Consider the following 25,801-nt stretch of genomic DNA (forward strand, 5'->3'; position numbering starts at 1 on the left):
TATAACGTTAAATGTGTAAAAGTATTGTTAATAAGCTTGATCCGCACATACTAAAAACGTAATTTAAGTGCAAAGTACGTTAAAACGTAGCCTACTCACGGAGAAAACACAGTGACACATAAAATTAACACATCACAGTTAGGCCCTATCGCGAAACGCTCACTTTTAGGTGTTGCTATCGCCTCTGCCCTACACGCCCCTATTTCACTGGCACAGGAAGCAACTACTGCTACTGATAAAGAAGTGGAAGTTATCGAAGTTAAAGGTTTTACCAGCTCTCTGAAAGCATCAATGCTAGATAAGAAAGCATCTGATGTTGTTTACGACGGTATTACGGCTGAAGACCTAGGTAAATTTCCAGACCAAAACGTAGCAGAATCACTACAAAGAATTACTGGTGTTGCCATTGATCGTTCAGGTGGTGAAGGTCAATTTATTACTGTGCGTGGTTTCGGCCCAGATTTTAACACCGTACTTGTTAACGGCCGCCAAATTGCTACAGAAAACCAAGGTCGTGCTTTTAGTTTCGATACGCTTCCAGCTGAACTAATCAGCGGTGCAAAAGTTTACAAGAGCCCTCTCGCTTCTATGCAAGAAGGTGGTATCGGTTCAACCGTAGAAATCACAACTGCTCGCCCATTCGCATTTGACGGCTTCAAGGCCGTTGCAAGTGTAAAAGGCATGTACGAAGACCTTTCTGAAGAAACAACGCCGCAAGTGTCTGGCTTAATTACCAATACCTTTATGGATGGTAAATTAGGTGTGTTAGCTGCTGCATCATTTCAACAGCGTAAGCTACAAACAAACATGCTAGAAACGCGCTACTGGCGTCCAGGGGTAGACATTACTGATCGTTCAGAACTGGACAACCCTGAATACGCAGACAATGCACAATACAGGAATGTATACGTCCCACAGAACTTTGACCAAATCGTTGATTTAGTCGATCGCGAAAGAACATCTGGTAACCTTGTTGTTCAGTACGCTCCTAACGATGACATGACGCTTACCTTAGATGGCCTCTACTCTAAGTTTGAAGTTGACTCAGACGCGCACAGTGTTGGTCATTGGTTCACAGACAGTAACCTCGACAACATGTCTTTCAACGATAATGGCAGCCTAACTGGTGTAACAAGTACTATTGTAGAAGGTGCTGGTGGTGCGACTGACTTTATTCGCCGCCGCTATGGTCGAGACGTTGAAATCCAAGCATTCGGTGCAAACTTTGAATGGTTAGTAAACGACAACTTAACTGCAAACATTGATATCTCAACTTCAACTGCCGAAGACAGCAGTGGTGGCGACAACTTCTTCACTGTTGTGGGTTACAACAATGAATACAGTGTAGACTTCACAGGTGCTACCCCATCATTGACTGTTGCCGGTGGTGATGCCGCTTTGCAAACACCGTCGCTAGGCCGCATGCACTATAACGAACGCAACGGTTTTGACACGGAAGATACCATCAGTGAGTACCGTGCAGACTTCACTTGGGTACCTGATTCAGACAATGCATTCCACAAAGCAGATTTTGGTATCTACTACCAAGATCGAGAAAAATCTAATACTCGCTTGTTCGCTTCAGGTTGTAACGTTTATTGCGGCTACAATTTTGACTTCCCTGATGAACTTTTAAGTGTATTTACTGCACAAAACTACTTCGGCGGTGTGCCTAATCAGTGGCTTACCTACGATCCTGAAGCGTTCTTTGACTTCGCAACGTCTGATGCAGCGGTGCAGCAAATTGCTGACGCTACAGGTCAATCATTCGATGATGTTCGCGCAGCGATTGACGCAACAAATATCGGCAACCCTCAGCCAAGTAATGATTCATTCGTAGTGAGCGAAGAAGTATTAAGTGCGTACGCACAGTTCTACTTTGCAACTGAAATTTCAGACATGCCACTTGATGTTAACTTTGGTTTCCGTTACAGCGAAACAGATACATCAGTAGATGGTACAGTTCAGGTTTTACAGGACCTTCAGCCTATTCCTGGCGATGACTCAGACTTCAATGCAGTATTTGAAGACGATGGCGAAGGCAAACCGATTAATGCGACCAATAGTTATTCAAGTCTTCTGCCTAATCTTAACGTTAAATTGCAGTTGACCGACGATTTGTACTTGAGATATGCATACTCGGAAACGTTGACTCGCCCAATGATGGACGACTTAGTACCGGTATTTAACGTAACGGTTTCACGCCCTGGAAACCTACAAGCTACTGAAGGCAATACAGAGCTCCAGCCATATAAATCTACCGGCTGGGATGTGTCACTAGAGTGGTATTATGATGACACGAGCTATTTGTCTGCAGCTGTTTTTAATAAAGAAGTTGAAGACTTTATTTCTGGCCAGCTTTTCGAAGAAAGCCAATTCTTAGAAAGCGGCGAGTATGTATTTACTGTACTTCGTCCTAGCAATGGCGATACGCTTGAAGTTGAAGGCTTAGAGCTTGCTTGGTTGCATACACTTGAAAGCGGCTTCGGTATTCAAGCTAACGCTACTATCGTTAATTCAGATGCAGAGTTTAGTCTACCAGGCTTAGGAAACTCACAAAACATTACATTGTTCTACGAAAAAGATGCGTTCCAAGCGCGTGTTGCACTGAACAATCGTGAAACCTTTATGCAAGAAGCCATAAGCACTCTTGGTGGTACTGAGCCTCGTTTCACTGAGACTTACACCCAAGTTGATATGAGTGTAAGTTACGATGTAACTGAGTCTCTTACGGTATTCTTCGAAGGCATTAACATTACTGACGAAGAGCTAACGCGTCGCGGTCGCTTATCAGAACATTTCGTTCAACAAGTTGCTGACGGTGCTCGTTACGCTGTTGGTGTTCGTGCTAGCTTCTAATAACAACTAGTCTATCAAGGGGGCGGTGTTGCCCCCTTTTGTCTTTATTCTGCTGAGGAGTTTTTCGTGTCAGGCAGCTTAACCCAACTTGTCGTTTTTATTTTCATCACCGCACTTATCGGGCTTCTTACCTATATAAAGTGTCGCGGTCATGGGCATAGTAAAGCCAACGAAAACAAAGAATATTTCTTAGCTGGCGGCGGACTAACATGGATATACGTCGCGGGCTCAATAACGTTAACTAATTTAAGTACCGATCAACTTGTAGGGATGAACGGTAACCAAATGGCACTGCTTGCGTGGTGGGAATTTGCCGCAGTGGCAGGCCTAATCATTCTCGCGCGAGTTTTTCTTCCCGTCTATTATCATTATCAGTGCACCACAACCACCGAATTGCTGGAAATGCGCTATAACAACAAGCATATAAGAGCACTAATAGGCCTTCTTTTCTTCCTAGGTAGCAGCCTTATTTTCATGCCTGCCGTAATCTACACCGGCTCGCTTTTCATGATTAACATGTTCAATGTAGACATTCCACTTATGTATGTTGCCACCGCTTTTGCATTAATTGGTGCCTTCTACGCTATCTTTGGTGGGCTTCGCGCGGTTGCAGTTTCAGATACCTATTCTGGCGTATTGCTTTTGACTATGGCGATTGTTGTTGTCGTTCTTGCACTATTCGCAATCGATTTTGATTTCTCGGGCATACCTGCCGAGCGCTTAACCCTAATTGGCGATAATGATTCACCTCTACCATGGCACACGTTATTAACCGGTATGGTGTTTATCCAGACTTTCTACTGGAGTACGAATCAGGTAATCACTCAGCGCGCCATGGCTGCACCTAATTTAAAAGAAGCACAGAAAGGCGTATACGCTGCAGCGATCATCCGCTTTATCGTTGTTCCTACCATTATCGTAGTTCCAGGTATCATTTCGTATAAGCTCTACGGCGATATCAACGATGCCGCTTACGGTACGTTGGTAGGTGATGTTTTACCTAGCTGGCTATCAGGTGTATTTGCAGCGGCCCTCGCTGCCGCAGTACTCACTACTTACAACAGTAACCTCAACTCTGCGACTGCACTTTATGTCTGCGATATACACGAGGCGTATTTTCAGAAGAAGCCAAACGTTGCACGCTTAAGCGGCTTTGTGACCGCGGCGCTTACTATTGTGTCGCTAGTTATGGTTCCTGTGTACGCGCAAGCAGAAAGCATCATCAACTTGCTTCAACAACTTTTCGGGTTGTTAAGTATGCCTATTCTTTCCATCTTTATTGTTGGATTACTATTTAATAACGTAAACGCCAACGCGGGAATAGCGGCAGTTGTCTTTGGTGTGGGTCTATACGCTTTCTTTAGCTTTGTGCACGCTCCTTTCGGCCTGCACTACATTCACCTGATGTTGGTCACATTGGTTTGCTGTATTGCCCTCGCCCTTGTCTTAAATCGGGTTGTATTTAAGCAAAAGGCAGAATGGCGTGGTCGTTTGATAGAGAGCGAAGAAGCACACGGCTAATAAGGTCAGCCATATATTGGCTGGTTCAGATAACTAGGATTACTACGGTTGTGGCGGAACAAAAGTACGGTTTGTTCCGCACTTTTGTTCCGCCACACGCTGTGAAGTAGATGAAAGCAGAGAGAAGACTCTGTTAGCGTGATTGAAACAGATTTAATCACTCGACGACCGTGCAAGAAAGCAGGTATTAAGCTCGATAAACCGTTGTAAAACCATAAACCGTACGGATGTTCCTTCTGTACTTTTCAGTCATCTTTTCTTTTAACAACATGCGCTATAAACATCTAGGCATGTAAAATGAGGTTTTTATGTCGTCACTCACATCATTCGTTCGTTTGTCGAACGAGAAAGCCACATTAATATTCGACTGCCAGGGTCGTATGCCCAAAGTCATTTACTATGGTGCGCCATTAAGTGACAGTACAACACCAGAAATGCTGAGCGTTTTAAACACCCGTCAAGAAGCCAAATGCGCACCCGTAATTGAACCGCCGATTACGTTGGTACCGACTCACGGTGACGGCTGGACGGGTCAGCCAGGTCTTGAAGTGTCGGGCGATGCCGACCAGTGGTCAGCAGGCTTTAGCCTGACCGAAATAAATGAAGATGCACAGTCTGTTGCTTTCGTAAGCGAAGACGCTCGCCGCGGTATGCGTCTTATCACAACTGTTGAGCTCGATAACAAAACGAGTGTAGTAAAATACGTTTCTCGTCTCGAAAACAGTGGCGAAACACCGCTCAATTTAGGCTATTTGAATGCCGCTAGCCTGCCCTTGCCTACTTCCGTAAGCAAAATTAAAACATTTGAAGGCCGCTGGTCAGCAGAGTTTCAAACCAAAGATCACGATCTCTTCTTTGGAAGTTATGTACGTGAAAATCGCCGAGGCAAAACATCTCACGACACCTTCCCTGGTCTGATTGCATTCCCTCAAGGCACGGGTGAACTTAACGGTGAGTGCTATGGCTATCACCTTGGCGCTTCTGCAAACCACAAGCTTCGCGCCGAGCTTATGGCTGATGGCAGAAGCTATGTGCAGTTTGGTGAGTTATTATTTCCAGGTGAAGTGGTACTTAACGCTGGCGAAAGCTATACATCCCCCGTGCTTTACACAGGCTATGGCTGTGAAGGTTTCTCTTCGCTATCACAACAGTTCCATAACTTCATTCGCAGCAACGTGCTAAACCACAGTGCTGAATCGAAGCCTCGCCCAGTGCACTACAACACATGGGAAGGAATTTATTTCGATCATAACGAAGACGAACTTAAAGCCTTAGCCGATAAAGTTGCACCACTGGGCATTGAGCGCTTTGTGTTAGATGATGGTTGGTTTAAAGGGCGCAGAAACGACAAGGCAGGGCTTGGCGACTGGTTTGTTGATGAAGCTATCTATCCTGAAGGACTAGACGGGCTAATTGACCATGTTACTGGCCTTGGCATGGAATTCGGTATTTGGTTTGAGCCAGAGATGGTAAACCCTGACAGCGACCTTTACCGCGCACATCCTGAGTGGGCGCTGCAAACCGAGAATAACCCTCACGTTCCTTTCAGAAATCAGTACGTATTGGATTTAACCAACCCTGAAGTGGTTGAGTACCTTTATAAAGTGATTACTGATGTACTGAAGACGTACCCCAAAATCAGCTACATCAAATGGGACATGAACCGCGACGTAAACCACCCCGGCAACCTTCACGGTAAACCTGCGATGCATGGTCAAATGGCTGCGCTTTACAGCTTAATAGACCGCGTTAAGGCAGCGAAGCCAGGCATTGAGATAGAAAGCTGTTGTTCAGGAGGCGGCCGTGTAGATTTAGGTATTTTGCCACACACAGATCGTTTCTGGACGTCCGATTCTAACGACGCACTAGACCGTTTGTATATTCAGCGTGGTTGTTCTTATTTCTTCCCGTCTGAAGTAATGGGCGCACACGTTGGCCCGCGCGACTGCCATATAACGGGTAGACACTTACCTATTGAGATTCGTTCGGCAGTAGCCTTGTTTGGCCATATGGGTATAGAGATGGACCCACGTGAACTTACCGACCACGAGCAAAGCGTGCTTACTGATGCTATTTCACTTTACAAGAAGTATCGTCATATCACCCACGGCGGCGACCTATTCCGCATGGACGATGACGGCATGAACGTAAAATTTGGTTATGTGTCTAAAGACAAGCAAGAAGGTATTTTTGCATATAACAGCGTTATGGAAACTGTTCGCACTACGCCAAACCGCTTCTACTTTGCAGGTCTTGATGCTAACAAACAATACACCATTGAGCGTGTTTGGCCTGAAAAGCTAAAAGAATACACCCCGTCTATTTTGCAACAAACTGAAGGGCAAGTATTCTCTGGCGAAGTATTGATGAAATACGGTATGCAGCTGCCGGTGCTCTTCCCACAAACTGCATTGATTTATACCGTTAAAGCGGTATAGAGCTGAAGGCTCGAAGCTAAAGCGAGCTAAGCGGTGTTACGCCGCTGCTCGCTTTTTCAAAGCCTTTTTGATTTTTTTTAGAACCTTCGCAAAACGCTCGTCTTTTTCTTCTGTCATTGTGTTTACAACGCGCTGCGCTTCATCAATCTGACCAGCATTGAGCAGCAATTCAGCCAACCGCAATTGTGCCCAACTAGGTGTAGGTAGGCTCTCTGTATCAATAGCCGTAGTTTCATAGTTTTGTAGATAGTCTTTTAAAGCTTTTATACCTATTTCTGTGTACTCACCACTTTCAACAGCCACTTGCCCCAAACGATACTTTCCATACATAAGGCTACTTTTTCGGTTCTGATAAGTGTCCCAAGCATCATTCTCGGCTTTTGTTACTTCTGTTAATTCAAGATCTGTGAGTGGCGACAATATCTCGAACGAAGAGTCGTATTGCTCATCAGACAAATAGAAGCTTCCAAGTTCAACACGAGCGCGAATTTGGGTTTGCTCGTCGTCTATCAGAGACGCAAATATTGCCTTTGCTTCTGTCTCTTGTTCCTCTACCAGATAGACTCGGGCAAGAGCAAATTGACCTTCGGTTTTGTCTAGAGCTGCAATTTTTTGGGTTAGGTTCATGGCTTCACCCATATCCCCTCCAGCAATAGATGGCGCCATTAAGTGAAATTGCATTAAAGCTTGATAAACCTCAACATTTTCGGGAGCAATCTCGACGGCCCTCTCTAAGCTTTTTTTCGCTTTCTTTGCGTAACCCAGAGCAGAAAAAATGCTACTTGAAGCCTGTGCGCCCATTACACTTGCGTGTGTATGGTATGCCCTGTAGTCATCGCTATATTTTAGAATAAATTGCTCAGCCGCCTCTTCGGCATCGTCCAAATCGATATTCATCAACGCAGAAATCAACATATTGTGCTGTTCAGGTGATTTGTTTTTCACATCATCAAGAACATCTACCACATGGGCGAAATCTCCTTGCTTAAAGGATGCTTTTAATAGCTCTACGTCGTTGCTGTTTTCAGCAACTATGCCTTGTTTTACGGTATTCGCTTCCGCATAAGCAGAGGGTTGGACAGCAACAAAAGAACAGGCACAAAGCACTGAAGTAACTAACTTACGCATTTTCATTTCACTTCCTTATGATGTTAATGATGAGTTCGATTGATTGTTATAGTAATTGAAGGTACTGACGAAAACATTAATGTTTAAGCATATACATTACGCCACAATTGAATTAGATACAGCGTAAATATGTAACAAGAATTAAAAAGGGTGCTTAAGCACCCTTTTGTAACGCATTACTTACTTTGCATCTCCAAGCCTAACGCCCAACGATCATCAAACCCTTTCCAAGGCTCTGGCTTTTTGCCGTTTACAGGGACTTGTGCACTGCTGCCATTTACATTTAGGTAGCTGCAATACTCAGGTAAGGCTTTCACATGGCAGTTCATAAGCGCCAGCGCAAAATGCTCATTAATGGCATTAAGCTTTTGCACTTCCCATGCCGGCTCAATGTAACTTCCCAAATCAAATTCACTGCCATAAGCTTCTTTAGGTGCAGGGTGAGGTGCAACATTGTGGCGTGCATTCTTAATGGTTAGTAATTTAGATTCTTTACTGCCGGTATTATCGAATAACCACTTTATACCGTCGTAGCCAGAAATATCGTCGTTATCCCCAGCAACATAAAGAACAGGAACTTTAATATTGTTTAGCGATTGCACATCAAATAGCTGATGTTGCCCGCCCCATGGCGCAAGTGCTAGCGCCGCTTTCCAGGCTGGTAATGCTTCTTCGCTACTGGCCTTGCCACCTGCGCAGGTGTTAAGCGCTTCTTTAATTAACGCCGCCGTTTTAGGATCTTGTGTACCAGTGAAGGTTGCAGCGGTTTGGTCGTTAAAAGCATAGCATCCTCCTACCGTGCTAACTGCGCCGTAGCCCCCCATTGAATAGCCAATCACTCCCGCTTTGCTTGCATCCACACTCTCTTTAAAAAAGGTATTTTCGCTGATGCTGTTCAATGTAAGAACTTGGTCTCGTGAACGATTTAATAACGTACTTGGAAAACCTGAATACGGATTTTCTGCAAAATTAACATCTTTGTTTGTGGAATCTGTGTGGTCGATTGCCGCTACTACATAACCGTGAGACGCGAGGTGTTCGCCTAAATAAAACATAAGGGTGCGGTAGCCGGTATAACCATGAGAGATAACAATTACCGGAAAATCAGTGTCAGCATCGGCAATAGGTGCATCACGGCTTGCATCTGCTTGTACCTCAAACACCTGACCACTTCTTGTTTCGTTAATGTACGTGGCCTTTTGAGCCGAGCTTGCTGCAGGATACCAAACCTCCAAAGTGAGTGATCGCTCGACTTCATTACCAGCAATGTCTTTTACTTTAACAGGATAAGCCGCTTCGATTGTCTTTACGCCAACATCATAGTTACCTTTGTCACTTAACGATGGCATTACGTCGGCTGGAAACGGCTTATAAAGCGTTTGAGCAGCTGATACCGAAGGAGATATGGCCGCGGTCGCTGAAGCCAGAACAGCACCGCCAAAAAGTAGGGATAACGTTTTCATAATTTGGGCAATTTTCTCGTTATTAACAGGCAAATTTATAATACCTCGTCACGGGTATCGCACAAGCCAAACACTATTATTATTGTTGATTAAGAAGAATAAGGGGCGGTAATAAAACAGGGCGGTTTAAGCACGAGTTGTCATGAAAGAAAAGGTAAAACGTGAAACCTTGAAAGCCTTTAATTTGAAAGGTATTGCTTCCACCTTTCATCAAAAAGCGGTTTAAGAAATAAAGGGTATCCATCTGCCACAAAGTTAATGTCTCTTAAGGTTTGGCTTTTCATAGGCGTGGATGTAATGTGAGTTAGCGCGCTGTCTAGATCACTCGTTACCGCTTGTCCTAGCTCACTCTTAGAACACAGTAAGCGCTTTGTTCCTCTTAGCTGCTGTGACAGTTCACTGATTTGATAAACATTAAGCGCATCGAGTTCTTCTTCTGGTAATGCTGAAAGCTCGCGGTGCCCTACATAGCCAAAATCTATTCTCCCACTTTCCAGTAGGGCAATGGTGTGCATGCCTAAGTCTTTGCCTAACCCATTTAAACGAACCACATTGTTTTTTGTAGCCCATTGCTCAACAGTATCGGCGTACACGTTATTCACATCGTTGTAGAGTACCGTTCTCAAATTTTGCTGAAGCAAAGCACGTAAAGAAATGGACTCAAAATATCCCTGTGTTGGCTGAGACTGCGCGGTATCTAATTCATTTTTCAATGAAGGCTGAAGCGCGTTTCTTGCAACAATGAGTAGCGGTAAGTTTATAGAGGTTGGCTGGGAGTAATATCCCCACTCAGCGCGTTCTTCTTGGTAAGCGGCGCCATAAAAACAATACACTTTTTGTGCGGATTGTTGATGCTGTACCAACGACCATGCGCGTTTAACCGGATAAGCTTCAAATTGGTGGTCGTAGTTATGCAGGTGTGTAGAGAGGTACGCCATGACGTCATAGATCGGCCCTGAAGTGATACTGACACCACTGCCTTCAATTCCAAGCTCGGGTGGTCGCAACCATACTACTGTAGGCTTTTTGGAGGCGCAGCTTTCCTCTTCACATTCGCCGTCTGTTTGCGCAAACAACACGCTGCTTTTAAGACACAACAAAACAAAAGCCACCAAGGTTACTACTACTGACACTGCAAAAACCCAACCTTTTACACGTAATTCTTAAAGCTCACTCATCGCGTTTATGGGAAAACAACAATGGGAATATGATGAAATTATTTTAAGGTAATCGGGGGAAGAATGGCGGGCACCAATCTCATAATTGGGCGAACTTAGCTCAAAAAAAGAGCCGCTATTAAAGCGGCTCTTAGAATATTTTCAACTCGTGAACTGTTTTTGCTTAGAACGGAATGTCATCGTCGAAGTCAAAATCTGGCTCAGCCATTGGTGGGTTCTTTGGCTGACCTTGATTGCCACCCTGAGGCGCTTGATTGTAGCCACCACCTTGGTTTGAGTTGTAGCCGCCCTGCTGACCACCACCTTGCTGTGGCGCTTGGTTATAACCGCCTTGTGCAGGCGCCTGGTTGTAACCACCTTGGTTGTTCTGAGGACGTTGGTAACCACCGTTACCACCACCGCCTTCACCGCCGCGACCACCAAGCATTTGCATTTGGTCTACGATAATTTCAGTGGTGTATTTATCTTGGCCTTGCTGATCTTGCCACTTACGTGTTTGCAATTTACCTTCAACATAAATTTGCGAGCCCTTTTTCAGGTACTCTCCGGCAATTTCTGCTAAGCGACGGTACATTGTAAGGCGGTGCCACTCAGTGCGCTCTTGAACCTGACCCTGTTGGTCTTTCCAGCTTTCGCTAGTTGCTAGGCTTAAGTTCGCAACGGCGTTTCCGTTAGGCATGTATCTAACTTCAGGATCATTGCCAAGGTTTCCAACAAGAATAACCTTATTAACGCCTTTCGTTGCCATTGATGTCTCCTGTAACGTTTTTAGTGGCTTGCTGTATAACTCTTCTTAGTAAGACATCAGCAAGCGCGAAAGTTCATCGAATATTAGCCGGTTAGTATACCGTATTTTATGAGGGAAAATTGAAGTTTTTCACCACAGGTTTACGTTACTAACTGCAACACGTTCTAGAACTTAACAAAATTTATTGTCAGCGTCTTCTGAACTTTCGCGTTGTTTTTAGCTAATTTTAGCAAGGGCGTTGCGATTAAAAACGCCCTTCCTTGTCTGCTACCACCACGTAATGTAAAACGCTGCTGTAAGGATAACTACAGCGATAGATGCTACATTAAATCCGCTTGTGGTTTTGAACTGCACTTCGTTTAGGTCGACAGCGTTTTCACTGACACCTTTTTTCTCTAGCAGAGAGACAACCACAGCTAAAGCGACACAAAGCAGGAACACAAGACCAACACGGTCAATAAACGGCAGTTCAGGCCAGAATTGTCTAAATACAATGCTTAAAACAAATGAGCCTAATGCGGCCAATAGACCACCGTTTGCTGTGGTTTTCTTCCAGAACATACCTAAAACGAACAATGCGCAGATACCTGGTGTAAAGAAGCCCGTGAATTCCTGGATATACTGGAATGCTTGATCGAAATTACCCAACAGCGGCTTGGCCACCACCATAGCAATGATTAGCGCGACCAAGCTAACGATACGACCCACTTTCACATAATGCTGCTGCGACTCGTTTGGACGCTTATCTTTATAAAGGTCCATGGTAAAAATAGTAGAAACGCTATTTGTCATCGACGCTAGCGAGGACACAATCGCCGCCACCAAGGCTGCGAAGATAATACCTTTAAGGCCAACAGGCATCAGCGTCATTAGGCTTGGGTATGCTTGGTCCGGTTTAGCTAAGTCTGGCACAATTAGCACTGCTGCAATCCCTGGCAATACCACAATTAGCGGCATTAGCAGTTTTAGGAAAGCCGCAAACGCAATACCTTTTTGCGCTTCTTGAACGCTCTTTGCCGCCAACGTGCGCTGAATGATGTACTGGTTAAAGCCCCAATACGACAGGTTCATGATCCACATACCGCCAATCAATACAGAAATGCCCGGCAAGTCCATATAGTGCGGGTTGTCTTCTGACAATATCATGTCGAATTTCTCAGGGAGCTTGTTAGTAAGGTCAACAAAACCTTGGATGGCACCATTGCCGTCGCTGATTAGGTTTAACGCCGTATACGACAGGAACAAGCCACCAATAACCAACAACACGACTTGAATAATGTCGGTGAGTGCTACCGCTTTCAAGCCGCCGTAAAGTGAATAGGTTAACGAGAAAAGGCCTAAGAACATCATGCCGTAAACCATATCAACACCCGCGATGGTATTGATGGCCAATGCACCTAGCCACAGCACAGCAGTTAGGTTTACAAAAACATAAACACCTAGCCAGAATATTGCCATTACCTTGCGAACGCGATGATCATATCGCTGCTCAAGAAATTGAGGCATGGTGTAAATTTTATGCTTAAGAAAGATAGGTAAGAAGAACTTGCCGACAATAAGCAGCGTAATGGCGGCCATCCACTCATAAGACGCAATGGCAAGCCCCAACTGGTAACCTGACCCCGACATGCCGATGATTTGTTCGGCAGAAATATTGGCAGCGATGAGTGATGCGCCAATTGCCCACCATGGCAAGCTTGAGCCCGCTAGAAAGTAATCATTTGTGTCTTTTTGATGACCCTGCTTTTCGCGAGAAACCCACCACGCAATTCCGACAAGCGCGACGACGTATACCACGAACAACGTGATATCTATTGATGCTAATTTCATAGTTTTTCCCAAAGTTCTTATTTTGGGTGCGGCGATTGTTATGCAGGGTACACAGGTGAAAAATTGTTTTTATTATTATATTGGTTGTTGCCACACCAGTGTCACGTTATTAAAACGCGTTTCGCAAAGCACAATAAATCATAAATGGGTGAAAAACTCACCGTTAAACTTATCGCGTTATTGCGGGTAGTATTAGTATCACACTTTGTTTACTTTTTTTAACTAGAAATGTGCACTTTTTGTAAAAAAAAAAGCCGCAACCAATGGATGCGGCTTAAGGGACACAAACAATTCTAAAGAATAGGATTGTTTAGAAAGGGGAGAGGTTTGTGCATAAAGGCTGTATTTAAATCGATAATTAGGCGAACGCGCCCTGTGTAGCCGTACACACATAAATATCAGCACTGTACCCTGTTTCATCAGAGTACTTGTCGGCCACGACTTGCTTCACCGCTTCAACTTTGTCGGTAGGTACAAGGGCCACTACGCAGCCGCCGAATCCACCGCCAGTCATGCGAACACCACCCGATTTACCCAGCACTTCACCAATGATCTCAACCAAGTAATCGATTGGGCGAACGGTAATTTCAAAGTCATCACGCATGGAGATGTGAGATTGCGCCATGGCTTCACTAACCGTTTCGATGTCGCCAGCTTTTAAGGCTTGGCTTGCTGCCAGTGTTCTAGCGTTTTCGGTAACAATATGCTTCGCGCGGCGATAAACCACCTCTGGCATATGTGCTTTAGCGCCTTCTAGCATTTCCATAGTTGCTTCGCGTAACGATGACACACCCAATAACGACGCGCCTTGTTCACACTGCTGACGACGCAAGTTGTATTCACTGTCAACCAAACCACGTTTAACATTCGAATTGATGATAACGATTTGATGCGAGTCTGGTAGTGGTGAATGCTCAATGGCTAGCGACTGACAATCAAGCAGCATTGCCATGCCTTCATTACCCATAGAAGAGATTAACTGATCCATAATTCCGCATGAGCAGCCTACGAACGTATTCTCGGCTTTCTGCCCTAACAGTGCAGCCTGTACGCCATCGAGGGGCAACTCATACAGCGCGCTTAACGCTTTTAATATAGCCACTTCAAAAGATGCCGAAGAGCTTAACCCAGCGCCTTGTGGCACATTGCCCGTAACCAATAAGTTAGCGCCGCCAAAATCTGGCATCGCCTCTTTAAGTACTTTCACTACGCCGCGAACATAGTTTGCCCACCCTTGTTCTTCGTCATAGTTAATGTCTGACAACGAAAACTGGTTTTGCTGATTTTCGTAATCCATCGCGGTAACCACGATGTCATTATCTGCGCGCTTTGTTGCCGCAACCCACGTTCCAAAGTTGATTGCAGCCGGAAATACGAACCCTTCGTTATAATCGGTATGCTCACCAATAATGTTCACTCGACCCGGCGCATGTGCGATTAACGCTGGCGCCTCGCCGTAATGCGTTTCAAAATTAGAAGAAAGTACTTGATTATCCATTCGCATTCTCACGTTTCTTATAGTGCACTGTGGATAGTGCTTTTAATCTGTCTGCCGCTTGTTCAGGGGTCAAATCTCGCTGTGCCTCTGCCATCATTTCGTACCCAACCATAAACTTGCGTACACTTGCTGAGCGCAGAAGTGGTGGGAAGAAATGCGCATGTAGCGTCCATTCAGGGTGCGCTTCACTATCAAATGGGGCACTGTGCCATCCCATAGAGTATGGGAAAGACGTTTCAAATAAGTTGTCGTACTTCGCTGTAATTTCGCCAATGATCTTAGCAAGAGATAGCGACTGAGAATCCGAGAGCATGTGCATAGATTGCACGTCAAATCTCGGTAACAGTAGCGTCTCAAAAGGCCAAGCGGCCCAGTATGGTACAACTACAACCCAATCATCATTTTGACACACGACTCGCTCTTGCTTCGCGACCTCTTGCTCGGCATAGTCCAACAACATAGGCGTGCCGTTTTCACCAAAGTATTGCTGTAGCTGCACGACTTTTTTCGCTGGGTCGGTAGGCACATGCTGCTGCGCCCATACTTGACCATGAGGGTGAGGATTTGAACACCCCATCATTGAGCCTTTGTTTTCAAAAACTTGTACCCAGCGATAGGTTTCACCAAGTTCAGCGGTTTGTGCTTTCCACGTGTTGACTACGTCTACGCGTTCTTCATCGGAAAGCTCAGGTAACGTTTTGCTGTGATCAGGGGAAAAACAAATAACACGACTGCAGCCTTGCTCAGTTTCGAACTGAAACAGCCCCTTTTTCTCACTGGCTTGTTCTGTATCTTGCTTAAGGGCAGCAAAATCGTTTTGAAAAACAAACGTACCTTTGTAATCAGGGTTAACTTCACCATTCACGCGGGTGTTTGTTGGACATAAATAACACGTAGAGTCGTAAGATGGCTTTTGTTCGTTGTTTGGCTCTTCTGAGGCTCCCTGCCAAGGGCGCTTCGCTCTGTGAGGCGACACTAACACCCACTCACCCAACAAAGGGTTATAACGGCGATGTGGATCGTTGGTAGGGTCGAAAGGGGTTCCCATAATCACTCTCTCTGAATTAGCCTGCTACGCTCTAATGCGCAACATCAAATAGGGTTAAACGTTTACCCTGATAATGATATAGCAAGCTTCTACGTTTATCAATTGCGTAACAAAGAAAATTAATTGTTAAATTGATAACAAATAATTTTCTTTTGTCACTACATAACGATTTCTATGCGCTGAACTTGTATCGCATACTTGCTTTGAAGGTTTCCCCGGGTTTTACGAAACAGTTTGGAAACTCGGGCTTATTGGGTGCATCCGGGAAATGCTGTGGTTCTAAGCACAAGGCACCAAGCTGATCGTCGGTTTTCAACCCGCCAGTATAAAACTGCAAACCCGGCAAGTTAGTAAATAACGACATAGCAATACCAGTATCAAGTGCCTTTACGGTTGCTTGTGGGGTATGCTCAGGCGTATCACGGAGTACATAGTTGTGGTCGTAGCCTCCCACCCTATCAAATAATGGATGGGAATTAGATTGCTCTGCCCTTTCTTTTATTGCTGTAGGTTTCGTGAAATCAAAGGGAGTATTCGCAACTTCGACCAGTTTTCCAGTTGGCAGCAAGGTGCTATCTGCGTCCGTGACTTTGTCAGCATCTATATGTAGCAATGTATTACCCACTTGCGGGTCGTTGCTCAACGTGAAGTAAGCATGCTGCGTGAAACTAAGCGGGGTTTCTTTGTCTGTGTTCGCGGTGATAACAAGAGATAACTCGTTGTTTTGATCAAGGGAATAGCATGCCTCTACATTAACAGTACCGGGAAAGCCACCTTCCCCATCGGGACTAGTTAAGGTAAATGTTACAGCCACACTGTCCGCCGTCTCTTGGATGCTTGCCGCCCAAACCTTCTTATGAAACCCGGCTAGACCGCCGTGTAGATTATGTTCACCGCCATTTTTATCTAAGGTGTACTCTGTTCCATTTAACGCAAACGAGCCATGTCCAATTCGGTTTGCGTAACGTCCTACGATCGCACCGCGATAGCTCGGGTCATCTATATAGTCTTGTAGAGTCTCGAAAGTTTGGACACAACTTACCGATTCACCTTCTGCATTCGGGAAGTGAATTTCTTTAATAATTCCACCGTAGTTTAGCAAGGTAACTGACATGCCGTTGTCGTTAGTTAACGTAAAGGCGTTTATAACTTCGCCTTCAACTTCACCAAATGCAGATACATTTATTTTCATAACAAAATTTTTACCTTAAGACGTGCTTAGTAAACTGACGCGTTCCAACCTACCACACATTTTTTATACATTAATGAATAATGCAATCTTTCAGAATGCCTAGGAGGTTATACGTTTTCCATTCTTTTTTACAGCGGTTTGATTAACAATCATAGAAGGTAAAACCACTTAGGTAATCTAACGCTCTTCATCTCTCTAATGCATCTCAGTTCCGTGAAAGACACCACAAGCTAAGCGTTAGAATTTTATCTTTTTTTGTAAATATAATGTACGCTATGGCAATCAGGTCAATCGACACTCCACGCAATAAAACGAAGTTTGAAAGAAAATGGCAACAATAAAAGATATCGCCCAAGCCGCTGGCGTTTCATTAGCGACCGTATCAAGGGTTATAAATAATGGTCCTAAAGTGGGCAATGATACTCGCAAGCGTGTCAAAAAAATCATGGAAGAAATGGGTTATCGTCCCAACGCTAATGCGCGGGCACTTGTAACCAAACGTAGCGCATCTTTAGGCGTTGTCATTGCTGAGCTCCACGACCCATTTTTCGCTATGTTAGCCCACGGTGTGGAGTCCATTACTCGCAAAAATAACGTTCAAATTTTATTAAGTGCCGGCTCTATTGAAAAAGAGACTGAACTTCGCGCTATTGAAACACTGCTAGAGCATCGAGTAGAAGCCATGGTAGTGCACAGCAAAGCACTTGATGACGAGACCCTGATCGGTTTTGCAAACCAAGTTCCAGGCTTTGTATTAATTAACCGCTATATACCAGAGATAGCAAATCGTTGTGTGTGGCTTGATAACGTAACCGGTGGTCGCCTTATGGCGGAATATGCCATCAACCAAGGCCATGAACATGTCGCGGTGATAAGCAGTCAGTATCGCATAGACGATCCTAATCATCGCCTCGAAGGGATTAGAAACGCAGTTAACAATGCGAATTTAAGCTTGCCTGAAAGCATGATTGAGTATGCTACGCCCGATCAGGAAGGTGGTGAATTGGCAATGCAAAACTTGCTTGCTACTGGTGCAAAATTCACTGCTGTTTTGGCTTATAACGATGCTATGGCATCTGGTGCTATGACCATGCTGCAGGATCATGGTATTTCAGTTCCAGAACAAGTTTCTGTGATGGGATACGATGATGTGCTGTTAGCAAAGTACTGTCGTCCTAAATTAACGACTCTGCGTTATCCAGTAGAAATGATGGCAGCAAAAGCGGCGGAACTTGCATTGAAATATGCTTCGGGAAGCAAACCAGAAGATGGGCTTACCTTTAAATATACTCCTACAGTAGTAAAACGAGATTCAATGGTTAGAGTTTAGCTGTTCGCTTTCCTTTCAGAAATTAATAGACCAAAAAAAATACCCGCCTATGGCGGGTATTTTATTTAATCACTTACAAGCCAGTTTGATGGATGATTAATCGTAATTCGATGTATAGTTGAGCAACTGTGTTCTAAAAATTTCATGACACGAAACTATTGACAAAAATACCCGCTTGATCGTTTTGCCTCGAACTTTTATCCCCAAAGAGCAAAATTGCCTGATCCTGCACAGCTTTACGATCAAAAAAGATTAAGATCGAGCACAGTTGCTCTACAGCGCTTGATTTAACTGACATTTCGTGATCCGACCAGAAAGTGATAAAAAGATCGTGATCTGTTGTTCTATATGGCTATTAACAGACTTACCAACAAGGTTTTCCACTACTTATCCACAACGAGTAAGGTTTCTATTACTGAGTGAATCTTGCTAAAAACTGTTTGTACTCTTGTATGGCATAGTCACTTTTTAGCGTTGCGTTGTGCGTCGCACCAGGAATGACTGAAATATACTTTTCGCTACTTGATGCATCTTCTAATAGCTGCTGACTAATCGGGTAAGGCGTTATTTTGTCTTCCTCACCCACCACTAGCCACAGCGGTCCTTCATAGTGACGCAAGATTGGGGCTATTTGCATACTATGAACTTCATCGTGAAGCTTCATGTTTGTGAATGAATTAGAGAAGCCTGGCACCATGTTGGCAATTAAATCAGAGATGTTATTGAAAGCGCCGTCTAATACTAAAGCGTCTATCTTTCTATTTGCAGCAACATAGCTTGCGAAATAGCTGCCTATACCCCGGCCGTGAACGATAGTGGGAATTGAGGCGTCAAACGCACTTTCTACATAGTCAAACTGGGTTAACGCATCTTGTTTAATAGCGTTAATACTTAAGTCCTTCGCTTTATCACTGGCTCCTACTCCCTGATAATCGAGCCACAATATATTAGCGGGCAACTTACCCAGTCTATGAATAACGCTGTTGTTTTCGCTTACAGGCATACGATTGTCTGCAAAGAAAACGATGTTAACAATAGGGTCAGGGTAAGAAACAGCAACGCCTCTCAAAGTTAACCCAGCTTCATTTTTAACTTCAACACGGGTTATGCCCGCTGAGGTTTTGTCTTTTTGAATTGCCGCGTGTAGCTTCGTAGTATCAAGGGGCTTTTGCTGAGTGTCTTGATAAAAGAAGGCCGAAGGGGACACGTTAATTGCGCACCCAATAAGTGACACACTTGCAACTACACTAATTACCGCGTTTTTTAAGCTCATCATTAAAGAACTGTCCGTGTTGAATGGTTATGGCGAAATTTTTATTCAGGTTACATAGGTGTAATGGTTGTGTCGCTGATCAAAAACTCGCTCAGCAAAATCAACAGTCCCACACCTATGCTAAACAAGCTGTAACAGTTTGCAACAGTTGTTCTGTTTCTTAGCGATACAAACTTTCTTATACTAAAGACAATATTACTTGCATAATTTATCTGCATAAAACAAAAATAATTTAATGAAAAGTAGAACATTTTCCATGTCTTACGCTACATCACCAGCTCGACTTATTGTTGCCTGTTGTGCCCTACCCTTACTTATTGCCTGCGAGTCTACGCCACCCGAGCTTGACTCATCATTAATTCCTGCGTCGCAGAGAAAAGACTATCAGCTAACCATGTCTAAAGCGAAAGCTTGTCCAATTAACTTGGCAGAACTAATCGACATACGGTCGAGTAAAGACTTGCTCGTTGGAAGCAGTAATGTAACAGAAGACACGCTCTATTCACTGTTACAGCAAAGCTTAGAAGCGATGAATGTCAGCCCAGATATTGAAGCAGCCAACAGCGTGAAAGTAGTACTAAACCGCGCGTTTATAAAAACCTTAGGAAGTAATATGGTTGCCACCGTTGTGCTTAAGGTAAGGTATAAGCCAGACTATGCGGATGAGTATTCACCTGCTACAACCTTTAGAGGGCAAAGCATGAATGTGAATGCCAATATCAGCGAAGAACAGAGCAATCAAATTGCCATTGATGCAATGAAAACGGCCATAGATGATGCCACCAAACGCATTAAGTCTTCACTGCTGCATAATTGCAGCGATGCTCTCGGAGAAATAGAGGCGGTATAAGCCAAAGAAATTATAGAGTGAGCGCGATTGATTTAGCGTTAGCGCTAAGCTCGAAGGCTCACTCAGCGTAAGATTTAGTAGATAAGCCGCCCATTATCGACCATAAAGCACGCCATGCCGCCGTCAACCGCCGCTTTTCGGCCCATGTCGGTGTCTTCAAACACCACACAATGCTGTGGTGCTACACTCATTAATTCTGCCGCACGCACAAAGGTTTCAGGGTGAGGTTTACCTTGAGTTACGTCATCGGCTGTAACTAGCGCAGATAATTGGGCTAGCAAGCCGTGTTCATTTAACACCACTTGCGCGTGCTGCCTATCTGAGCCCGTACCCACTGCAATGGGCATGATTCCCTTATAGTGATTAAACACGTTAAAGGTATCTTGAATAAGCCTTGGCACATGATCTAGCCCTTCGAAAGCCTGTTTTTTATATGAAGCAACCTCTGCTGGAGCGTGGTTTTTGCCATATTTGGCATTCATAAGATGTACGGTTTCAAAGGTAGGAACACCACCTAAACTGTATTGATAGTCTCGGTCAAAAGGGTAGCCAAACGCGGTGCACGTAAGCTGCCATGCATCAATATGCGCCCCCATAGAATCGACCAAAGTGCCATCCATATCAAAAATAATGGCTTTATAGCGGCTTAGGTCAATCATGGTGTTCGCTTCCTTTTTAAAATGGTGTAGTGCTAGCCCTTCATGGTTGCAATGCGATGAGCAATTATGCTGACAACACGTCTCGCGCTTTAACTGCATCGAAATCACGATCTACTTTCAGGTATACCGCGTTATTTTGACTGTTTAGTGTCACTTCTAGTACCCCAGGTACTAACATCAATTCAGCTTCGATAGTGGAAACATTTGAACCGTTAAATTCACCATGCATCATTACGCGCTTAACGCGGCTCACTTCTTTAACCCCAAATATAATGAACAGCCAAAGCAAAGTGCTAGCAGCGCCAATCCCATAAGCTAACTCTTTCGACCAAATATCGGTGACTAAGCCTGAAATTACACCGCCCCAAAACGCACCAAAAAATTGAAAACTAGCGTAGAGGCCCATGGCCGTTCCTTTTTGTCCCGCAGGCGCAATGCTCGACACCAATGCAGGAAAATTCGCTTCCAAATAATTAAAGCCGGTAAAGAAAAGTACCACGGCAGCACAAACCCACCACCAGCTATGGTCTTCTAGACTCAGCGCCAAAAACGCGCCGCCCATTAATACAACACCAGTTACAAGGAGTGATTTAGGCGTACGGCCTCTTGCTGCTCCCATCATTATAATCAGACCTACAATTGACGCGCCTAAAACGGGTAAGTAAACCGTCCAGTGACTGTCTAGCGTCATATCAAAGTTCAGTAGCGTTACGGGCAGTTGAACAAACAACAGCGTTATCATCATATGTAGAATCATCACGCTGATATTTAAACGCCATAACTGAGAAGAAAAGATTAAGCTCTTCAGCTGGTCTTTTTGTGGCAGTGTATCGCCACTGCTAAGCTGCACACCATTTGGCACTACCCATTTAACCAGCGGCATACAAAGAATGGCCAAAATACCAGTAATACCAAACACACCGGTAAGCCCGTAGCTGTTAGCAATAAGTGGCCCTAAAATAACCGCTAAATAGAAGGAAAAGCCAATGGCTATGCCTATGATAGCTAACACTTTGGCACGCTGACTTTCCCGGCTGACATCCGTAGCCAGCGCCATTATCGCACCTGCAATAGCCCCAGCGCCCTGGAGAATACGCCCAACAATCATCATGGCCATACTGTCGGCGTTTGCTGCTACAAAGCTACCTAATGCAAATACAGCAAGTCCAAGCAAAATAACGGGTTTACGCCCCCATTTGTCAGACATCATGCCCATAGGAATTTGCAGCGCAGCCTGGGTTAAGCCATATCCACCCACGGCAAGCCCTACCAACAGCGGTGAATAATCCGGGTAGTCCATTGCGGCTACAGCCAAAACGGGCATAACCATGAACAGCCCCATCATGCGTAATACGTAAACGGAGGCGAGTGCAAGCGCGGCGCGTAATTCCAAAGCGTTCAAAGCGTCTCTTTCCCTCAATAAATAAAATCAAAAAAACAAAAAAGCGCGCAGAGAACACCTGTTTCTGCTGCATTATGAATAAGGTCGCGAAGTGTAGCATAAATTGCTCTTGCGCCCACTTACCTTAAATTCGATTAATACAATTGGCGTTTTCTACCGCTCAATGGGTCGATTGAGCCCTTTTGCCTTAATAGGGGTTTAAAAGTGGGGATAAAATCACCATTTCCCAACGCAGATCTGTAAGCTTATGTCCGTGAGGTGATCTGCTCACTCCGCTTACAGTATAACTTGAATGTCATATCACTTTACTTGACACCTATGGCATACTGATTCTTTTTCTCTCATTTAGGCTTCAATGGATAAAATCGAAATTCGCGGTGCTCGCACCCACAACTTGAAAAACATCGATTTAACACTGCCACGAGACAAACTGGTGGTGATAACCGGCCTTTCTGGCTCGGGTAAATCGTCTCTTGCATTCGACACGCTTTATGCAGAAGGTCAGCGTCGTTACGTTGAATCTTTGTCTGCTTATGCCCGTCAGTTTCTATCTATGATGGAAAAACCAGATGTTGATCATATTGAGGGTTTATCACCAGCAATATCCATTGAGCAGAAATCAACATCGCATAACCCCCGCTCAACGGTGGGTACCATCACTGAAATATACGACTACCTGCGTTTGATGTTCGCGCGAGTGGGTACGCCACGCTGTCCAGACCACGATGTGCCGCTAGATGCACAAACGGTCAGCCAAATGGTCGATAAAGTGTTAGCAATGCCCGAGGGCAGCAAGCTAATGCTGCTAGCACCTATTGTTAAAGAGCGTAAAGGCGAGCACGTTAAGACGCTGCAAAACCTCTCTGCTCAAGGCTTTATTCGCGCGCGTATCGACGGTGAAGTGTGTGATCTATCCGATCCGCCTCCTCTCGATTTGCACAAGAAGCACACCATCGAAGTTGTGGTCGACCGCTTTAAAGTGCGTGATGACATGGCGCTGCGTTTAGCGGAATCGTTCGAGACGGCGCTGAGCCTTGCTGGCGGCAACGCGGTTGTGGCTGATATGGACGATAAAGACGCAGAAGAAATTGTGTTTTCTGCTAATTTCGCTTGCCCACACTGTGGTTACAGCATTAGTGAACTAGAGCCGCGCCTGTTTTCATTTAACAACCCAGCGGGCGCCTGCCCTACCTGTGACGGCTTAGGCACAAGACAGTTCTTTGACCCCGCACGCGTAGTCGGCAATACCGAATTGAGTCTGTCTGGCGGCGCTATTCGCGGATGGGACAAGCGCAGCTATTACTATTTTCAAATGCTACAGGCAGTAGCAGACCATTATAAATTTAGCCTTACCGCGCCATTTGAAGAGCTCGATAAAAAGCACCAGGACATTGTGCTTTACGGGTCTAGAGGCAAGTCGCTCTCGTTTAAGTACATAAACGAGCGCGGCGACGTAATGGAACGCAAGCATCCATTTGAGGGCATTATCCCTAATATGGAGCGTCGCTATCGCGAGACCGAGTCGAACTCGGTGCGTGAAGAGCTAGCAAAATATTTAAGCCAACAGCACTGCAGTAGCTGTAACGGCACGCGTCTGCGTGTTGAAGCACGTAATGTATTTATACAAGACACCAACCTGCCTGCCATTGCTGACATGTCGATTGCCGATGCGTACGGCTTCTTCGAGACACTGAAACTTGAAGGTCAACGTGCTCAGATAGCCGAAAAGATTTTGAAAGAAATCATGGACCGCTTGCGCTTCTTGGTAAACGTAGGTCTTAACTATCTTTCTATGTCGCGTAGCGCCGATACCCTATCGGGCGGTGAAGCTCAGCGCATTCGACTGGCAAGTCAAATTGGCGCAGGCTTAGTGGGCGTTATGTACGTGCTGGATGAGCCCTCTATCGGCCTTCATCAACGGGATAACGAACGCTTACTTGGCACGCTTACACACTTGCGCGACCTAGGTAACACAGTGTTAGTTGTAGAACACGACGAAGATGCCATTCGCGAAGCCGATTACATTGTAGATATTGGCCCGGGGGCGGGTGTGCATGGTGGTGAGATTATCGCTGAAGGCTCGCTGGAAGATATTAAGAACAGTGAACACTCACTTACTGGAAAATACTTATCTGGTAGAGAGAAGATTGATATCCCTGCAACACGCACGCCGGTAAAAGACGACAAGTGGCTAGAGCTTTTAGGCGCTACCGGCAACAACTTGAAGTCTGTTGATTTGCGTATACCTACCGGTGTAATGACCTGTGTGACGGGTGTATCGGGCTCGGGTAAATCAACGCTGATTAATGACACCTTCTACAAAATTGCGCAGCGCGAGCTGAACAAGGCGACCACGTCTGAACCGGCACCGCATAAGTCGATGACCGGATTAGACCAGCTCGACAAAGTGGTCGATATTGACCAAAGCCCTATCGGCAGAACCCCCCGCTCTAACCCAGCGACTTACGCTGGCATTTTCACTCCTATTCGTGAAATGTTCGCCGGCACACAAGAGTCGCGTTCACGAGGTTACAAGCCTGGCCGCTTTAGCTTTAACGTGAAAGGCGGTCGCTGTGAGGCGTGTCAGGGTGATGGCGTAATTAAAGTGGAAATGCACTTTTTACCAGACGTGTATGTGCCTTGTGACGTGTGTCAGGGCAAACGCTATAACCGTGAAACCCTTGAGATAAAGTACAAAGATAAGAACATTCACGAAGTGTTGGAAATGACGGTGGAAGATGCCCGTCAGTTCTTCGATGCTATTCCGGCTATTTCGCGTAAATTACAGACGCTCATGGACGTGGGCTTGTCATATATTCGACTAGGCCAAGCAGCCACTACCTTATCAGGTGGTGAAGCGCAGCGCGTGAAATTGGCGAAAGAGTTGTCAAAAAGAGACACTGGGCAAACACTCTATATCTTGGATGAGCCAACCACCGGGTTGCACTTCCACGATATTAAACAGTTATTAGCCGTCCTTCACAGACTGCGCGATCACGGTAATACCGTTGTGGTTATTGAGCATAACCTAGATGTGATTAAAACCGCAGACTGGATTGTTGACCTTGGACCCGAAGGTGGATCCGGAGGTGGCCAGATTATTGCAGAGGGAACACCTGAGCATGTGGCACAACAAGAAGTTTCACATACAGGTCGATTCCTGAAACCCATGCTCACACAAGCTTGAGCCGGTAACGAGGTAAATCCGTTAGCGTAAAGCGCACTCGTTTTCTATTTTGCTGCTGTGTAATTTACACAGCAGCTTGTAAGAAGTGCGCGTTGACGTTTATTTACATGTTTTTCCATGCTGGTCAGAGCTTGTATTGGCAAATCATACGTTACGATGATTTTTGTGTATTTTTGCAGTAAGAATTGCTGGAGCGA

At 45.1% G+C, this 25,801-nt stretch carries 17 protein-coding genes; 6 read left to right on the forward strand and 11 right to left on the reverse strand.

Annotation, left to right across the window (positions count from 1 at the left end):
* The first annotated feature begins 111 nt into the window (after positions 1–111).
* The 3 genes from AWH61_RS15940 to AWH61_RS15950 all read left to right on the forward strand — a co-directional run bounded on the left by AWH61_RS15940 (position 112) and on the right by AWH61_RS15950 (position 6,818).
* Positions 112–2,859 carry a TonB-dependent receptor gene (locus AWH61_RS15940; protein ID WP_075177609.1) on the forward strand — a complete coding sequence of 916 codons (2,748 nt, stop codon included), beginning with the start codon at positions 112–114 and terminating at the stop codon, positions 2,857–2,859.
* Positions 2,860–2,925: 66 nt separating this feature from the next.
* Positions 2,926–4,380: an SLC5 family protein gene (locus tag AWH61_RS15945; RefSeq protein WP_075177610.1), complete on the forward strand. Its 1,455-nt coding sequence runs from the start codon at positions 2,926–2,928 to the stop codon at positions 4,378–4,380.
* Between the two features lie 308 nt (positions 4,381–4,688).
* Positions 4,689–6,818, forward strand: coding sequence for an alpha-galactosidase (locus tag AWH61_RS15950; protein ID WP_075177611.1), 2,130 nt, complete (start codon positions 4,689–4,691; stop codon positions 6,816–6,818).
* A gap of 36 nt (positions 6,819–6,854) precedes the next feature.
* Here the strand turns inward: AWH61_RS15950 and AWH61_RS15955 are convergent, their stop codons facing one another.
* From AWH61_RS15955 to AWH61_RS15990, 8 genes are all read right to left on the reverse strand, one after another.
* On the reverse strand, positions 6,855–7,952 hold the full coding sequence (locus AWH61_RS15955) for a tetratricopeptide repeat protein (protein ID WP_075177612.1): 1,098 nt from the start codon (positions 7,950–7,952) through the stop codon (positions 6,855–6,857).
* 170 nt (positions 7,953–8,122) lie between these two features.
* A complete protein-coding gene (locus AWH61_RS15960; RefSeq protein WP_075177686.1) occupies positions 8,123–9,409 on the reverse strand; it encodes an alpha/beta hydrolase family protein in 1,287 nt (428 codons plus the stop codon).
* Between the two features lie 179 nt (positions 9,410–9,588).
* Positions 9,589–10,542: a hypothetical protein gene (locus AWH61_RS15965; RefSeq protein WP_075177613.1), complete on the reverse strand. Its 954-nt coding sequence runs from the start codon at positions 10,540–10,542 to the stop codon at positions 9,589–9,591.
* 208 nt (positions 10,543–10,750) lie between these two features.
* Positions 10,751–11,335 carry a single-stranded DNA-binding protein gene (locus tag AWH61_RS15970; protein ID WP_014947881.1) on the reverse strand — a complete coding sequence of 195 codons (585 nt, stop codon included), beginning with the start codon at positions 11,333–11,335 and terminating at the stop codon, positions 10,751–10,753.
* A 267-nt stretch (positions 11,336–11,602) separates the two neighbouring features.
* A complete protein-coding gene (locus tag AWH61_RS15975) occupies positions 11,603–13,165 on the reverse strand; it encodes a sodium/sugar symporter (protein WP_014975374.1) in 1,563 nt (520 codons plus the stop codon).
* Between the two features lie 358 nt (positions 13,166–13,523).
* Positions 13,524–14,663 (reverse strand): galactokinase, encoded by a 1,140-nt coding sequence (gene galK, locus AWH61_RS15980; protein WP_075177614.1) that lies wholly within the window; start codon positions 14,661–14,663, stop codon positions 13,524–13,526.
* Positions 14,656–15,711: a UDP-glucose--hexose-1-phosphate uridylyltransferase gene (locus AWH61_RS15985; protein WP_039236854.1), complete on the reverse strand. Its 1,056-nt coding sequence runs from the start codon at positions 15,709–15,711 to the stop codon at positions 14,656–14,658. Before AWH61_RS15985 ends, galK begins: the two co-directional genes overlap by 8 nt.
* A gap of 172 nt (positions 15,712–15,883) precedes the next feature.
* Complete coding sequence (locus tag AWH61_RS15990) at positions 15,884–16,903, reverse strand: aldose epimerase family protein (protein WP_075177615.1); 1,020 nt, start codon at positions 16,901–16,903, stop codon at positions 15,884–15,886.
* A gap of 328 nt (positions 16,904–17,231) precedes the next feature.
* On the opposite strand from AWH61_RS15990, the gene AWH61_RS15995 reads away from it, so the two are divergent.
* Positions 17,232–18,233 carry a LacI family DNA-binding transcriptional regulator gene (locus tag AWH61_RS15995; protein ID WP_014947876.1) on the forward strand — a complete coding sequence of 334 codons (1,002 nt, stop codon included), beginning with the start codon at positions 17,232–17,234 and terminating at the stop codon, positions 18,231–18,233.
* Between the two features lie 412 nt (positions 18,234–18,645).
* Here the strand turns inward: AWH61_RS15995 and AWH61_RS16000 are convergent, their stop codons facing one another.
* Positions 18,646–19,509: an alpha/beta hydrolase family protein gene (locus AWH61_RS16000; protein WP_014975369.1), complete on the reverse strand. Its 864-nt coding sequence runs from the start codon at positions 19,507–19,509 to the stop codon at positions 18,646–18,648.
* A 232-nt stretch (positions 19,510–19,741) separates the two neighbouring features.
* Between AWH61_RS16000 and AWH61_RS16005 the strand changes: the two genes are divergently transcribed.
* On the forward strand, positions 19,742–20,356 hold the full coding sequence (locus AWH61_RS16005; RefSeq protein WP_249922670.1) for a hypothetical protein: 615 nt from the start codon (positions 19,742–19,744) through the stop codon (positions 20,354–20,356).
* 74 nt (positions 20,357–20,430) lie between these two features.
* Here AWH61_RS16005 and AWH61_RS16010 read toward each other — a convergent pair whose 3' ends face one another.
* Positions 20,431–21,015: an HAD family hydrolase gene (locus tag AWH61_RS16010; protein ID WP_075177617.1), complete on the reverse strand. Its 585-nt coding sequence runs from the start codon at positions 21,013–21,015 to the stop codon at positions 20,431–20,433.
* Positions 21,016–21,079: 64 nt separating this feature from the next.
* Positions 21,080–22,417, reverse strand: coding sequence for an MFS transporter (locus AWH61_RS16015; RefSeq protein WP_075177618.1), 1,338 nt, complete (start codon positions 22,415–22,417; stop codon positions 21,080–21,082).
* Between the two features lie 355 nt (positions 22,418–22,772).
* Here AWH61_RS16015 and uvrA point away from each other — a divergent pair, with 355 nt between their 5' ends.
* Positions 22,773–25,604, forward strand: coding sequence for an excinuclease ABC subunit UvrA (gene uvrA, locus AWH61_RS16020; protein ID WP_075177619.1), 2,832 nt, complete (start codon positions 22,773–22,775; stop codon positions 25,602–25,604).
* Positions 25,605–25,801: the final 197 nt, after the last annotated feature.

The sequence above is a fragment of the Alteromonas sp. W12 genome (genome assembly GCF_001924945.1).
GTDB classification, from domain to species: domain Bacteria; phylum Pseudomonadota; class Gammaproteobacteria; order Enterobacterales; family Alteromonadaceae; genus Alteromonas; species Alteromonas macleodii.

Coding starts and splice junctions, on each gene's coding strand:
- AWH61_RS15950 (WP_075177611.1), top strand. CDS start 4,689: ATGTCGTCACTCACATCATTCGTTCGTTTGTCGAACGAGAAAGCCACA.
- AWH61_RS15955 (WP_075177612.1), bottom strand. CDS start 7,952: ATGAAAATGCGTAAGTTAGTTACTTCAGTGCTTTGTGCCTGTTCTTTT.
- AWH61_RS15960 (WP_075177686.1), bottom strand. CDS start 9,409: ATGAAAACGTTATCCCTACTTTTTGGCGGTGCTGTTCTGGCTTCAGCG.
- AWH61_RS15970 (WP_014947881.1), bottom strand. CDS start 11,335: ATGGCAACGAAAGGCGTTAATAAGGTTATTCTTGTTGGAAACCTTGGC.
- AWH61_RS15975 (WP_014975374.1), bottom strand. CDS start 13,165: ATGAAATTAGCATCAATAGATATCACGTTGTTCGTGGTATACGTCGTC.
- galK (WP_075177614.1), bottom strand. CDS start 14,663: ATGGATAATCAAGTACTTTCTTCTAATTTTGAAACGCATTACGGCGAG.
- AWH61_RS15985 (WP_039236854.1), bottom strand. CDS start 15,711: ATGGGAACCCCTTTCGACCCTACCAACGATCCACATCGCCGTTATAAC.
- AWH61_RS15990 (WP_075177615.1), bottom strand. CDS start 16,903: ATGAAAATAAATGTATCTGCATTTGGTGAAGTTGAAGGCGAAGTTATA.
- AWH61_RS15995 (WP_014947876.1), top strand. CDS start 17,232: ATGGCAACAATAAAAGATATCGCCCAAGCCGCTGGCGTTTCATTAGCG.
- AWH61_RS16000 (WP_014975369.1), bottom strand. CDS start 19,509: ATGATGAGCTTAAAAAACGCGGTAATTAGTGTAGTTGCAAGTGTGTCA.
- AWH61_RS16005 (WP_249922670.1), top strand. CDS start 19,742: ATGAAAAGTAGAACATTTTCCATGTCTTACGCTACATCACCAGCTCGA.
- AWH61_RS16010 (WP_075177617.1), bottom strand. CDS start 21,015: ATGATTGACCTAAGCCGCTATAAAGCCATTATTTTTGATATGGATGGC.
- uvrA (WP_075177619.1), top strand. CDS start 22,773: ATGGATAAAATCGAAATTCGCGGTGCTCGCACCCACAACTTGAAAAAC.